Below are 12,853 nucleotides of genomic sequence, written 5' to 3'. Positions count from 1 at the left end.
TGTTGTTATGAGCGAGCAAGTAAACCCGAAAACCCGTGAATGGCAGGCGATGAGCCGTGAGCATCATCTGGCCCCTTTCAGTGACTTTAAACAGTTGTCAGAGAATGGCCCGCGCATCATTACCAAGGCTGAGGGCGTCTATCTGTGGGACAGCGAGGGCAAGAAAATCCTCGATGCGATGGCCGGCCTGTGGTGTGTTGCGGTTGGTTATGGCCGTAAAGAACTGGCCGACGCAGCTTATCGCCAGATGCAGGAATTGCCGTACTACAACATGTTTTTCCAGACCGCCACGCCACCGGCGTTGGAACTGGCCAAAGAAATTTCAAAACTGACCCCTGAAGGGATGAACCATGTGTTCTTCACCGGTTCGGGTTCTGAAGGCAATGACACCATGCTGCGTATGGTGCGCCATTATTGGGCACTCAAGGGTAAGCCTAATAAGAAGGTTTTTATCAGCCGTATCAACGGCTACCACGGTTCGACCGTTGCAGGTGCGAGCCTGGGCGGCATGACTTATATGCACGAGCAGGGCGATCTGCCGATTCCGGGCATCGTCCATATTCCGCAGCCATACTGGTTCGGCGAAGGCGGCGATATGACTCCGGCCGAGTTTGGTATCTGGGCGGCTGATCAGCTCGAGAAGAAGATTCTTGAGGTGGGCGAAGAGAATGTTGCCGCCTTTATTGCCGAGCCGATTCAGGGAGCCGGTGGAGTCATCATTCCGCCAGAAACCTACTGGCCGCGCATTCGCGAGATTCTTGCCAAGTACGACATCCTCTTTATTGCCGATGAAGTGATCTGCGGTTTTGGTCGTACCGGCGAATGGTTCGGCAGCGACTATTTCGGTAATACCCCGCACATGATGACCATCGCCAAAGGCCTGACTTCGGGCTACATCCCAATGGGAGGCTTGGTGGTACGTGACGATATCGTCGCGGTGCTGAATGAGGGCGGCGATTTCAACCACGGTTTCACCTATTCAGGGCATCCGGTGGCCGCGGCTGTCGGCCTGGAAAACCTGCGAATTTTGCAGGAAGAAAAAATTGTTGAACGGGTTAAGGCAGAAACGGCACCGTACTTGCAGAAACGTTTACGTGAGCTGAGTGATCACCCGCTGGTTGGAGAGGTGCGTGGAGTTGGCATGTTGGGTGCCATTGAACTGGTAAAAGACAAAACCACCCGCACGCGCTATCCGGCCGATAAGGCAGTTGGAATGATTTGCCGTGGTCATTGCTTCAACAATGGCCTGATCATGCGAGCAGTGGGGGACACCATGATCATTTCGCCACCGTTGGTTATCAGCCATGCTGAGATTGACGAGCTGGTGGAGAAGGCTCGCAAGTGTCTGGATCTGACAGCAGCAGAGGTTCTGAAGTAAGGGATTTATCCTTTATTTTCATTTGCTTATATCTGAATGTTGTCACCAGACAAGGACCTTGCCAGACTGCGCCAATGCGTGCGTCAGGCCCACCGGAAAGGTGCGTAATGAGCGCGCTTTTCCGGTCTACGACTACAACAACAGGAGCTGTATGCATGAGTAAAGTCAGCAAAACCCTTCTTGCCGTGTCTTTGGCGGCCGCTGTTGCAGGTAACGCAGTTGCAGAAGATAAAGTTCTGCACGTTTACAACTGGTCTGATTACATTGCCGAAGACACTCTGGAAAACTTCCAGAAAGAAACCGGCATCAAGGTCGTTTATGACGTCTTTGACAGCAACGAAACCCTGGAAGCCAAACTGCTGGCGGGCAGCTCGGGCTACGACATCGTGGTGCCGTCCAACCCATTCCTGGCTAAGCAGATCAAAGCCGGTGTTTTCCAGAAGCTGGACAAGTCCAAGCTGCCAAACTGGGAGAACCTCGACAAGAACCTGCTGCACGCACTGGACCCAAGCGATCCGGGCAGCCAGTACTCCATCCCATACATGTGGGGCACCATTGGCCTGGGCTACAACGTAGACAAGGTGAAGGCTGCTCTGGGCGACGTGCCGGTTGATAGCTGGGACATCGTGTTTAAGCCGGAAAATATCGCCAAGCTGAAAGACTGCGGCGTAACCTTCCTGGACTCCCCAACCGAGATTCTGCCAGCGGCGCTGAACTACCTGGGCTTCAAGCCGGACAGCACCAAGCCGGAAGAACTGAAGAAAGCTGAAGAGCTGTTCCTGTCGATCCGCTCTTCGATCTCCTACTTCCACAGCTCCAAGTACATCGGCGACCTGGCTAACGGCAACATCTGTATGGCCGTCGGTTACTCGGGTGACCTGTATCAGTCCAAGTCCCGTGCTGAAGAAGCCAAGAACGGCGTGAACATTTCCTACAGCATCCCTAAAGAAGGTGCTGGCAGTTTCTTCGACATGCTCGCCATCCCAGCTGATGCGAAAAACGTCGAAGAGGCTCATGTGTTCCTCAACTACCTGATGAAGCCGGAAGTGATGGCCAACATCAGTAACTACACCCAGTTCCCGAATGGCAACGCAGCTGCCACTCCGCTGGTCGATGAAGTCCTGCGCAACGACCCGGGTATTTATCCGAACGCTGAAACTATGGCCAAGATCTACACCTTCCCGGATCTGCCAGCCAACGCTCAGCGTTTGATGACCCGCAGCTGGACCAAGATCAAATCCGGTCGTTAATGCTGTCGATGTAAACGGAGACGGCAGGCTTTTCTGCCGTCTTCCCTAGAACAAAAAAGGAAATCCTATGCGTCGTATTCCTCTCCTGGCAGGTCTGCTGGCCGCCGCTGTTACTGCTGCGCAAGCTGCCGAGCCTGTGGTCAAGGTCTATAACTGGTCGGACTACATCGGTGAAACCACTCTGGACGACTTCAAAAAAGAGACCGGTATAACAGTCCAGTACGACGTTTTTGATTCCAACGAAACCCTTGAAGGTAAGTTGTTGGCTGGTCGCTCCGGCTACGACATCGTAGTGCCTTCAAACCATTTTCTCGGTAAGCAGATCAAGGCGGGCGCATTTCAGAAGCTCGACCGTAGCCTGCTGCCAAACTGGGACAACCTGGACCCTGCTCTGCTCAAGCAGCTGGAGGCAAACGATCCCGGAAACCAGTACTCCGTGCCTTATCTGTGGGGCACCAACGGTATTGGTTACAACGTAGCCAAGGTCAAAGAAGTGCTCGGACTCGACCACATTGATTCGTGGAACGTTGTATTTGAGCCGGAGAACATCAAGAAACTCTCCACTTGCGGTGTGAGTTTCCTCGACTCGGCTGATGAAATGCTTCCGGCCATGCTCAACTACATGGGCCTGGACCCGAATACCCACAGCGCGGATGACATCGCCAAGGCCGAAGCCAAATTACTGGCCGTACGCCCTTATGTCAGTTATTTCCACAGCTCTAAATACATTGGTGATCTGGCCAACGGCAATATCTGCGTCGCAGTCGGCTTTTCAGGCGACGTAATGCAGGCTGCTGACCGTGCCGAAGAGGCTGAAAAGGGCGTCGAAATCGCCTACAGCATCCCCAAGGAAGGTGCCAATCTGTGGTTTGACATGATTGCCATCCCAGCGGATGCAACCAATGTTAAAGAAGCGCACAGCTTCATCAACTATCTGCTGGATCCGGCTGCCATTGCCGGAGTCAGCGATTATGTCGGCTATGCCAACCCTAACCTCAAGGCGGGCGAGCTGATGGATCAGGATGTACTCAACGATGAGTCCGTGTACCCGCCACAAGCGGTGCTGGACAAGCTGTACATCTCTTCGGAGTTGCCGGTTAAGGTGCAGCGACTGATGACGCGCAGCTGGACCAAGATCAAGTCCGGTAAATAATTTAAACGCCCGGTCGCGGTGCCCGGGCGCTCAATTCGTGGAGTTTTGGTAATGGCAGTTGCTTCCAGTGCCTATAAAAAAGTTCTCGAGGGTGGTCAGAAGCCGAAAGAGGTTCTGGTCAAAATCGAGCGCGTAACAAAAAAATTCGATGAAACGGTAGCTGTTGAAGATGTTTCACTGACCATCAACAAGGGCGAAATCTTCGCTCTGCTCGGCGGTTCCGGTTCCGGTAAGTCCACCTTGCTGCGTATGTTGGCAGGCTTTGAAAAGCCGACAGAGGGACGCATCTTCCTTGATGGCCAGGACATTACCGACCTGCCGCCATACGAGCGTCCGATCAACATGATGTTCCAGTCCTACGCCTTGTTCCCGCATATGAGCGTGGCGGACAACATCGCCTTCGGACTCAAGCAGGACAAAATGCCGAAGGCTGAGATCGACGCCCGCGTCGAAGAAATGCTCAAACTGGTGCACATGACCCAGTATGCCAAGCGCAAACCACACCAGCTTTCCGGCGGTCAGCGTCAGCGTGTGGCTCTGGCCCGTTCGCTGGCCAAGCGCCCGAAACTGCTGCTGCTCGACGAGCCAATGGGCGCGTTGGACAAGAAACTGCGTTCGCAGATGCAGCTTGAGCTGGTTGAGATCATCGAGCGCGTAGGCGTGACCTGCGTGATGGTGACCCATGACCAGGAAGAGGCCATGACCATGGCCCAACGCATCGCCATCATGCATCTGGGTTGCATTGAGCAGATCGGTAGTCCGGTCGATGTTTATGAGACGCCGACCAGCCGCTTGGTTTGCGAATTTATCGGCAACGTCAACCTGTTCGATGGCCAAGTGGTTGAGGACATGGAAGGCTACGCTCTGATCGCTTCTCCTGATCTGGAGCGTCCGATCTACGTCGGCCATGGTGTCAGTACTTCGGTTCAGGACAAGAGCATCACCTATGCAATTCGTCCGGAAAAAATGCTCATCAGCACTGAACAGCCGACATCTGAGCACAACTGGTCCCGCGGTATTGTTCACGACATCGCTTATCTGGGCGGCCACTCGGTCTTCCACGTAGAGCTGCCGAGCGGCAAGATTGTTCAGTCGTTCGTGGCTAACGCCGAGCGCCGCGGTGCACGTCCGACCTGGGATGACCAGGTATTCGTGTGGTGGGAGGACGACAGCGGGGTGGCGTTGCGCTCATGAATATCATCCGAAGCATTAGTCGCCGCTTGCCCACCGGGCGGCACTTCGTAATCGGAGTGCCGTTTCTGTGGCTGTTCCTGTTCTTCATGCTGCCGTTCTTCATCGTTCTGAAGATCAGCTTTGCTGAAGCAGACGTAGCCATTCCGCCGTACACCGACGTGTACACATGGGCAGAAAACAAACTCACCCTGATCATCAACCTGGGTAATTACATCTTCCTCAGTGAGGATGCGCTGTACCTGGCGGCCTATCTGGGCTCATTGAAGATCGCTGCGGTCAGTACCATTCTGTGCCTGTTGATTGGTTTCCCGATGGCATATGCCATTGCACGGGCTCCAAAAGATAAGCAGATGGTATTCCTGCTGCTGATCATGATGCCGACTTGGACTGCGATCCTGATCCGCGTGTATGCGTGGATGGGCATTCTCAGCAACAACGGTCTGCTCAATGGCTTCCTGATGTGGCTGGGCGTTATTGATACGCCGCTGCAGATTCTCAACACTAACTTGGCGGTGTACATCGGTATCGTCTACTCGTACCTGCCGTTCATGGTGTTGCCGCTGTATGCCAACCTGGTCAAACACGATCAAAGCCTGTTGGAAGCAGCAGCTGACCTGGGATCCAGCACCTTCAACAGCTTCTGGAAAATCACCGTACCGCTGGCGAAAAACGGCATCATCGCCGGTTGCATGCTGGTGTTCATCCCGGTTGTGGGTGAGTTCGTGATTCCTGAGCTGCTGGGCGGCCCGGAAACACTCATGATCGGTAAAGTGTTGTGGCAGGAGTTCTTCAACAACCGCGACTGGCCGGTGGCGTCTGCCCTGGCGGTAGTGATGCTGGCGATCCTAATTGTCCCGATCATCCTGTTTAACCGTAACCAAGCCAAAGAAATGGAGGGACGGCCATGAAGCGTTTTAGTTTCTCCAACTTCATGTTGTGGGCGGGCTTGGCGTTTATCTACTTACCGATGGTCATTCTGGTCATCTACTCGTTCAACGCATCCCGCCTGGTAACCGTGTGGGGTGGTTGGTCGATCAAGTGGTACGTCGGCCTGTTGGATAACACCCAGCTGATGAACTCGGTCATGCGCTCCCTGGAAGTGGCGCTGTACACCGCCATTGCGGCGGTGGCATTGGGCACCATGGCAGCCTTTGTGCTGACCCGCGTGACCCGCTTCAAAGGCCGCACGCTGTTCGGTGGTCTGGTGACTGCACCGCTGGTTATGCCAGAGGTAATCACCGGTCTGTCGCTGTTGCTGCTGTTCGTGGCAATGGCTCAGCTGATCGGCTGGCCGGCAGAGCGTGGCCTGCTGACCATCTGGATCGCGCACACCACCTTCTGCTCGGCGTATGTTGCGGTGATCGTCTCCTCTCGCTTGCGTGAGCTGGATTTGTCCATCGAAGAGGCTGCCATGGACCTCGGTGCACGGCCGTGGAAGGTGTTCTTCCTGATCACCATCCCGATGATCGCGCCGTCGCTGGTAGCCGGGGCCATGATGTCCTTCGCCCTGTCGCTGGACGACTTGGTACTGGCCAGCTTCGTGTCCGGTCCAGGTTCGACCACGCTGCCGATGGAAGTGTTCTCTGCTGTACGACTGGGCGTGAAGCCTGAGATCAACGCAGTGGCGAGCCTGATCCTGCTCAGCGTCTCGTTGGCTACCTTCGTGATGTGGTTCTTCGCCCACCGTGCCGAAGAAAAACGCAAGAAGGCCTTGCAACAAGCCATGGACGAAACCACCGGCGCAGCGCAAACCGCGTAAGCAAAGGTGTTATGAAAAGGGCCACTTCGGTGGCCCTTTTTTATGCTCTTGGGGCAAACATGATGATGCCCATACCGCAAAGCGCTACCGCTGTTCCAAGCAGATCCCAGCCTGTGGGTTTGATGCCGTCCACCCCCCATAGCCAGAGAATGGCGACAAAAATATAGACACCGCCATACGCGGCATACACTCGTCCCGCAGCGGTTGGGTGCAATGTCAGTAGCCATGCAAAAGCCGCCAAACTGAGCGCGGCGGGCACCAACAGCCAGATGCTTTTGCCTTCACGTAGCCAGAGATAGGGCAGGTAACAGCCAACGATCTCTGCGATGGCTGTCAGCACAAACAGCAAGACGGTTTTAATTTCTGGCATCACAGACTCGTCGAAAATAGGAATGAGGGATTGCCGCTTGCAGGTATCAGCGACTTTGCGGCCGATATTGTAGGGCTTCTGCCAGATGGGCGCGGGTGATGTGCGCAGCCTGTTCCAGATCAGCCAGCGTGCGCGCGACTTTCATCACGCGGTGAGCAGCACGCAGGCTCATGTTCAGGCGTTCGCAAGCGGCTTCCAGCCAGTGTTGGTCTTCACTGTTGAGCTGGCAGTGCTGTTGCACGCCTTTGAGGTCCAGATGGGCGTTGGCGCAGCCCTGGCGGCTGACCTGCTGTTGCCGGGCTTGAGCAACCAGCGCGGCGACTACGCTCGTGCTCTGGCCGGGTTCGCTGTTGCTTAGGCGCGTTGTCTCGCGGGGGACGGTCAGGTGCAGGTCGATGCGATCCAGCAGTGGGCCGGAGAGTTTGTTGCGGTAGCGTTGCACTTGCTCGGCACCGCAGCGGCAGGTGCCGGAGGGATCGCCGAGATGCCCGCAAGGGCAGGGGTTCATCGCGGCAACGAGTTGGAAGCGTGCCGGGAAACGGACTTTGTCCCGAGCGCGGGCAATCACGATATGACCGGATTCCAAGGGCTCCCTTAACACCTCAAGCACTTTGCGGTCGAACTCGGGCAATTCATCCAGAAACAATACGCCCTGGTGGGCCAAGGTGATTTCGCCCGGTTGTGGACGACTGCCTCCGCCGACCAGAGCCGGGCCGGAGGCGCTGTGGTGAGGCGAGCGGAACGGGCGTTGTGGCCAAGCGTCGAGTGGGGTGTGGCTGGCGACAGAATGAATGGCGGCGACCTCCAGCGCTTCGGATTCATCCAGCGGTGGCAACAGGCCGGGCAGGCAGCTGGCCAGTAAGGTCTTGCCCGTGCCAGGCGGGCCGGTGAACAGCAGGTTATGAGCTCCAGCCGCGGCCACTAGTAGGGCGCGTTTGGCGGCGAGTTGGCCCTGTACGTCAGCCAGGTCGGGATAGGGTTGTACCTGACGCAAAAGGCCTTGAGCTTCATACGGTGGCAGCGGTGTCTGGCCGTTGAGATGCGCGGCCAGTTCCAGCAAGTGGCCCACGGCAAGTACCGTCAGGCCGGAGGCGAGGCTGGCTTCTTCAGCGTTTTGTTTGGGTACCACCAAGGTGCGTCCGGCTGCTCTGGCCGCGAGGGCTGCAGGCAACACGCCCTGAACCGGGCGGACTTCGCCGGAAAGGGCCAGTTCGCCGAGGCATTCCAGTTGTTCCAGAGCAGTCACTGGCACTTGTCCGCTGGCGGCGAGAATGCCCAAGGCAATGGCGAGATCGAAACGGCCGCCGTCTTTGGGCAGATCAGCCGGAGCCAGGTTGAGGGTGATGCGTCGGGGCGGGAAGTCGAAGGCGCAGTTGAGAATGGCACTGCGCACCCGGTCTTTGCTTTCTTTAACGGCGGTTTCTGGCAAGCCCACCAGCGCCAGTGAGGGTAGTCCGTTGGCCAAATGGGCCTCGACGGTGACGGGCGGTGCTTCTACGCCGACCTGTGCACGGCTGTGGACGATTGCCAGGGACATCGATCACTCCTTGATCGTTGCGCATTGCTGCAGCGGATTATTTCTCGCGGGAGGCTTCTTCCAACTCAGCCAGTTTGGATTCCAGGGCTTCGAGGCGAGCGCGGGTGCGGGCGAGGACGACCATCTGGCTGTCGAATTCTTCGCGGCTGACCAGATCGAGTTTGCTGAAGGTGCTTTGCAGGAGTGCTTTGAACTGGGCTTCAAACTCTGCACGTGGCAGCGGGGTTTCGCCGCTGAACAGGCGTGAGGCTTGGCTACTGAGGGCGTCGAGAAGGGCTTTAGGTGGCAGCATAGTGAAGCTCCATAGTCGGGTTGGCGCAGTGTAGCACGTGAATTTTTTCACTCTTGTGCGTGTGGCGGATTGATAAATGGCGCAGTTGCACATTTTTTGAGCGCAAGGGGGTGTTTGGCTGCACCGTTATTGTGCGTCGACCTGTTCGCTTTTGCGTTGGATTGGTTTGATAGACCTGTAAATAGATGATTTTTAAGACTTTTCTGCACTTGGCAAGGTTTCTGCTAAGTGTCTGGTGACGCACGCACTGCAGGTGTTTGGGTGTGTCGGATGAAGCGGGGGGAGTGCTTCGTCGGGAGCGATTGAACGCATCAGAATCGCTGGTTCAGGGCACGATGCATTACAAAAGCCAAGCACTGCCTTAGACTTGCGCCGGGTTCGTTTTTCCTGGGGCGAGTCCACCTACACGGGAGAAGTTAAATGAAGCTAGTCACTGCCATCATCAAGCCGTTCAAGCTGGACGACGTTCGCGAGTCATTGTCCGAGATCGGCGTGCAGGGCATCACTGTCACTGAGGTCAAGGGCTTCGGGCGTCAGAAAGGCCATACCGAGCTGTACCGCGGCGCCGAATACGTGGTCGATTTTTTGCCAAAAGTAAAAATCGATGTGGCTATCGCTGACGATCAACTCGATCGTGTTATCGAGGCCATCACTAAAGCAGCCAACACCGGCAAGATCGGGGACGGCAAGATTTTCGTAGTTAACCTGGAACAGGCCATCCGCATCCGCACCGGCGAGACCGGTACAGACGCCGTTTAAGCCTCAGAACCCAACACGCCCCAGGAGAAAACAATATGACTCTGCGCAAAATCGCAGGGCTAGGAGCCCTGTTGTCCCTCGTAAGCCCTGGCCTGGCCATGGCGGAAGAGGTTGCTACCCTCAATTCCGGTGACACCGCGTGGATGCTGACTGCCACTGCGCTGGTGCTGTTTATGACAATCCCCGGCCTGGCGCTGTTCTATGGCGGCATGGTTCGTTCGAAAAACATTCTGTCGGTGATGATGCAGTGCTTTGCCATCACTGGTCTGATGAGCATTCTGTGGTTCGTCTACGGCTACAGCCTCGCGTTTGATACGTCGGGCATGGAGCAAGGCGTTACCAACTTCAACTCTTTCGTAGGTAGCCTGGACAATATGTTCCTGAGCAACCTGACTAAAGAAAGCATGGTCGGCGCGTTCCCTGAGAGCGTATTCGTGACCTTCCAGATGACCTTCGCGATCATCACTCCGGCGCTGATCGTCGGTGCGTTCGCTGAGCGTATGAAGTTCTCCGCGATGCTGATCTTCATGACCATCTGGTTCACCATCGTGTACGCCCCGATGTGCCACATGGTTTGGAGCGGCGACGGTGCGTTCCTGTGGGATGAAGGCGTGATCGACTTTGCTGGCGGCACCGTGGTGCACATCAACGCCGGTATCGCAGGTCTGGTTGCGTGCCTGGTGCTGGGCAAGCGTAAAGGCTACCCGACCACTCCGATGGCTCCGCACAACCTGGGCTACACCCTGATCGGTGCTGCGATGCTCTGGATCGGCTGGTTCGGCTTCAACGCCGGCTCCGCTGCCGCTGCTGATGAAACCGCTGGTATGGCCATGCTGGTAACTCAGATCGCTACCGCTGCTGCTGCTCTGTCCTGGATGTTCGCTGAGTGGGTGACCCACGGTAAGCCAAGCGCTCTGGGCATTGCTTCGGGTGTGGTTGCTGGCCTGGTTGCGATTACTCCGGCTGCTGGTGCAGTGGGTCCGGTTGGTGCTCTGGTGATTGGTCTGGTATCCGGTGTGATCTGCTTCTTCTGCGCAACCAGCATGAAGCGCAAGCTGGGCTACGACGACTCTCTGGACGTATTCGGCGTGCACTGCATCGGAGGTATCGTTGGTGCGATCCTGGTTGGTGCCTTCGCGGCTCCGTCCCTGGGCGGCTTCGGCGAAATCCCGGGTATCGCGACTCAGCTGTGGGTACAAACCAAGTCGGTTCTGTTCACCATCGTGTACACCGGCATCCTGACCTACATCATCCTGAAAGTGCTGGATGTGGTGATGGGCCTGCGTGTGAGCGAAGAGTCGGAAGTGGTTGGCCTCGACCTCTCCGAGCACAACGAGCGCGGTTACAACCTGTAATCCTCTCGCGGTATAAAAAAACGCCCGGTTCGCCGGGCGTTTTTGTGTCTGCTGGAATTAGCACGCTAATTGGAAACGGTGCCACTCTCTGCAAGTTCGGAAACACTACTTGATGTTCAGTAAAATAGAATGTATTAGACAGTTCTGATTGCTATAACTTAATTGCAATATCTTTTCTATCCGATGTCTTCTGCTGGTAACGCTCACTTTGAAGAGGTGATCAGAGTTGGAACAGGTGGATTTGCGTCATCAAGAACAGCGCCAGTTACCAGAGTTACGTGCCTACATCGACATCCTGCTCGCTAAAGGCTGGGTGATTGCGAGCCGCAGCCCGCTGACGTTGCAGGTCGGCCGCAAGACCTATCAGGTCGAGCACGGCATGCTGATAGGTACGTCGATTCACTGATACGGCACGGCCTGATCAGTCGCTAGCCCACATCGCTTTGCCGATGTGGAGTGTCCTGTTGTTTCTCTCCTGAATAGCCACTGGCGAACTTCGACGCTCCGTGGTTTCTGTTTCTGCGGGGCTTTGCTGTCTTATTTTGGACTCTTGTGCTCCTTTAGGCGGTTACTGCCAGGGTTTTTTGCGTTATAAACCCACAACCCCATCTGCCGAGGATGCGCCATGCATGCGTTCAGTTTTGCTACGACTGCCCAGATTAAGTGCGAGCTTGGGGCCTCGCGCCGCCTAGGATCGCTGTGCCGTGAGCGTGGTGCGCAGCGGGTCTTGCTGATTACGGACCCAGGCATCAGCAAGCTTGGCCTGCTCGATGAGGTGTTGCCCGGCTTTGCTCAGGCTGGGGTTAAGGTCGAAGTGTTTGACCAGGTGGTGGCCGATCCACCTGAAATCATTCTGTTGGAAGCTGTTAAGCAGGCCCTAGCCCTTAAAGCTGAGCTGATTGTCGGCTTTGGCGGTGGTAGCTCGATGGATGTGGCCAAGTTGGTGGCCCTGCTGGCTAACCCCGCCTGCACGCAAACACTGGATGAGATGTACGGTGTGGATCAGGTTACCGCTCAGCGCCTGCCATTGATTCTGGTGCCGACTACCGCTGGGACCGGCTCTGAAGTGACGCCGATCTCTGTTATCACCACCGGCACAACCACCAAAAAGGGCGTTGTTTCCCCTGTGTTGTTGCCTGATCTGGCTGTTTTGGATGCTGACTTGACGCTTGGCCTGCCTGCTTCTGTAACGGCCGCGACCGGAATTGATGCCATGGTCCACGCCATTGAGGCTTACACCAGCGCGATCAAAAAGAATCCCATCTCGGACCTCTTGGCTAAAGAGGCCTTACGCCTTTTGGCGCGAAACCTGGACGAAGTGGTGAGTAACGGCAGCAACCGCGAGGCGCGTCAGGCCATGCTGCTGGGTTCGTGCCTGGCCGGGCAGGCCTTCGCCAATGCGCCATGCGCGGCTGTGCATGCACTAGCGTACCCGCTCGGTGGTCACTTCCACATACCTCACGGATTGTCCAATGCGCTGGTGCTGCCCCATGTGCTGGGCTTTAACGCAAGTGTCGCAGCGCCGCTGTATGCTGAGTTGGCCCCGGTAATTTTGGGTGATCAGCTGCGGCCCGGCGGTGTGATGGAGCAGACCGAGCAGTTTATTTGCCGCATGGCCGACTTCAGCGAACAAAGCGGTCTGCCAACCCGTCTGCGTGACGCCGGTGTGCCGCAGGATGTTCTGCCAACACTGGCCCGAGATGCCATGTTGCAGCAGCGCCTGCTGGTCAATAACCCGCGGGAAATGACCGAAGCCCATGCGTTGGCCATCTACCAAGTGGCCTACTGAGAGAATTTGGAGCGCTT

General features: G+C 56.3%; 13 protein-coding genes. 10 read left to right on the top strand and 3 right to left on the bottom strand.

Annotation, left to right across the window (positions count from 1 at the left end; translation table 11 throughout):
* Positions 1-7 precede the first annotated feature (7 nt).
* The 6 genes from AO726_RS16235 (at position 8) to AO726_RS16210 (ending at position 6,734) form a co-directional block, all read left to right on the top strand.
* Positions 8-1,378 carry an aspartate aminotransferase family protein gene (locus AO726_RS16235; RefSeq protein WP_058069140.1) on the top strand — a complete coding sequence of 457 codons (1,371 nt, stop codon included), beginning with the start codon at positions 8-10 and terminating at the stop codon, positions 1,376-1,378.
* Between the two features lie 155 nt (positions 1,379-1,533).
* On the top strand, positions 1,534-2,628 hold the full coding sequence (locus AO726_RS16230) for a polyamine ABC transporter substrate-binding protein (protein ID WP_058069139.1): 1,095 nt from the start codon (positions 1,534-1,536) through the stop codon (positions 2,626-2,628).
* Between the two features lie 67 nt (positions 2,629-2,695).
* Positions 2,696-3,781 carry a polyamine ABC transporter substrate-binding protein gene (locus AO726_RS16225; protein WP_058069138.1) on the top strand — a complete coding sequence of 362 codons (1,086 nt, stop codon included), beginning with the start codon at positions 2,696-2,698 and terminating at the stop codon, positions 3,779-3,781.
* A 51-nt stretch (positions 3,782-3,832) separates the two neighbouring features.
* Positions 3,833-4,975, top strand: coding sequence for an ABC transporter ATP-binding protein (locus tag AO726_RS16220; RefSeq protein WP_058069137.1), 1,143 nt, complete (start codon positions 3,833-3,835; stop codon positions 4,973-4,975).
* Positions 4,976-5,001: 26 nt separating this feature from the next.
* Positions 5,002-5,883, top strand: a complete 882-nt coding sequence (locus tag AO726_RS16215; protein ID WP_177330564.1) for an ABC transporter permease subunit — start codon at positions 5,002-5,004, stop codon at positions 5,881-5,883.
* Positions 5,880-6,734, top strand: a complete 855-nt coding sequence (locus AO726_RS16210) for an ABC transporter permease subunit (protein ID WP_058069135.1) — start codon at positions 5,880-5,882, stop codon at positions 6,732-6,734. Before AO726_RS16215 ends, AO726_RS16210 begins: the two co-directional genes overlap by 4 nt.
* Positions 6,735-6,774: 40 nt before the next feature.
* Here AO726_RS16210 and AO726_RS16205 read toward each other — a convergent pair whose 3' ends face one another.
* From AO726_RS16205 to AO726_RS16195, 3 genes are read right to left on the bottom strand one after another with little or no spacing between them, the layout of a single operon-like run.
* A complete protein-coding gene (locus AO726_RS16205; protein ID WP_058069134.1) occupies positions 6,775-7,104 on the bottom strand; it encodes a YnfA family protein in 330 nt (109 codons plus the stop codon).
* A gap of 46 nt (positions 7,105-7,150) precedes the next feature.
* Positions 7,151-8,641 (bottom strand): YifB family Mg chelatase-like AAA ATPase, encoded by a 1,491-nt coding sequence (locus AO726_RS16200; RefSeq protein WP_058069133.1) that lies wholly within the window; start codon positions 8,639-8,641, stop codon positions 7,151-7,153.
* Between the two features lie 37 nt (positions 8,642-8,678).
* The gene (locus tag AO726_RS16195) at positions 8,679-8,933 is read right to left on the bottom strand and encodes an accessory factor UbiK family protein (protein WP_058069132.1); all 255 of its coding nucleotides are present in this window, start codon (positions 8,931-8,933) and stop codon (positions 8,679-8,681) included.
* A gap of 420 nt (positions 8,934-9,353) precedes the next feature.
* Between AO726_RS16195 and glnK the strand changes: the two genes are divergently transcribed.
* The 4 genes from glnK (at position 9,354) to AO726_RS16175 (ending at position 12,836) form a co-directional block, all read left to right on the top strand.
* A complete protein-coding gene (gene glnK, locus AO726_RS16190) occupies positions 9,354-9,692 on the top strand; it encodes a P-II family nitrogen regulator (protein WP_021700071.1) in 339 nt (112 codons plus the stop codon).
* A gap of 35 nt (positions 9,693-9,727) precedes the next feature.
* Entirely contained in the window at positions 9,728-11,047 is a 1,320-nt protein-coding gene (locus tag AO726_RS16185) for an ammonium transporter (RefSeq protein ID WP_058069131.1), read from the top strand.
* A 226-nt stretch (positions 11,048-11,273) separates the two neighbouring features.
* The gene (locus AO726_RS16180) at positions 11,274-11,453 is read left to right on the top strand and encodes a hypothetical protein (protein ID WP_058069130.1); all 180 of its coding nucleotides are present in this window, start codon (positions 11,274-11,276) and stop codon (positions 11,451-11,453) included.
* A 219-nt stretch (positions 11,454-11,672) separates the two neighbouring features.
* Positions 11,673-12,836, top strand: coding sequence for an iron-containing alcohol dehydrogenase (locus AO726_RS16175; RefSeq protein WP_058069129.1), 1,164 nt, complete (start codon positions 11,673-11,675; stop codon positions 12,834-12,836).
* Positions 12,837-12,853 lie beyond the last annotated feature (17 nt).

This window comes from Pseudomonas sp. TTU2014-080ASC (genome assembly GCF_001446935.1).
Classification (GTDB): domain Bacteria; phylum Pseudomonadota; class Gammaproteobacteria; order Pseudomonadales; family Pseudomonadaceae; genus Aquipseudomonas.
This window is presented reverse-complemented; position numbering and strand designations above follow the sequence as displayed.

Excerpts from the sequence above, each read along its gene's own strand:
- AO726_RS16210 (WP_058069135.1), top strand. The coding sequence starts at position 5,880 with ATGAAGCGTTTTAGTTTCTCCAACTTCATGTTGTGGGCGGGCTTGGCG.
- glnK (WP_021700071.1), top strand. The coding sequence starts at position 9,354 with ATGAAGCTAGTCACTGCCATCATCAAGCCGTTCAAGCTGGACGACGTT.
- AO726_RS16205 (WP_058069134.1), bottom strand. The coding sequence starts at position 7,104 with ATGCCAGAAATTAAAACCGTCTTGCTGTTTGTGCTGACAGCCATCGCA.
- AO726_RS16235 (WP_058069140.1), top strand. The coding sequence starts at position 8 with ATGAGCGAGCAAGTAAACCCGAAAACCCGTGAATGGCAGGCGATGAGC.
- AO726_RS16195 (WP_058069132.1), bottom strand. The coding sequence starts at position 8,933 with ATGCTGCCACCTAAAGCCCTTCTCGACGCCCTCAGTAGCCAAGCCTCA.
- AO726_RS16220 (WP_058069137.1), top strand. The coding sequence starts at position 3,833 with ATGGCAGTTGCTTCCAGTGCCTATAAAAAAGTTCTCGAGGGTGGTCAG.
- AO726_RS16200 (WP_058069133.1), bottom strand. The coding sequence starts at position 8,641 with ATGTCCCTGGCAATCGTCCACAGCCGTGCACAGGTCGGCGTAGAAGCA.
- AO726_RS16185 (WP_058069131.1), top strand. The coding sequence starts at position 9,728 with ATGACTCTGCGCAAAATCGCAGGGCTAGGAGCCCTGTTGTCCCTCGTA.
- AO726_RS16175 (WP_058069129.1), top strand. The coding sequence starts at position 11,673 with ATGCATGCGTTCAGTTTTGCTACGACTGCCCAGATTAAGTGCGAGCTT.
- AO726_RS16230 (WP_058069139.1), top strand. The coding sequence starts at position 1,534 with ATGAGTAAAGTCAGCAAAACCCTTCTTGCCGTGTCTTTGGCGGCCGCT.
- AO726_RS16225 (WP_058069138.1), top strand. The coding sequence starts at position 2,696 with ATGCGTCGTATTCCTCTCCTGGCAGGTCTGCTGGCCGCCGCTGTTACT.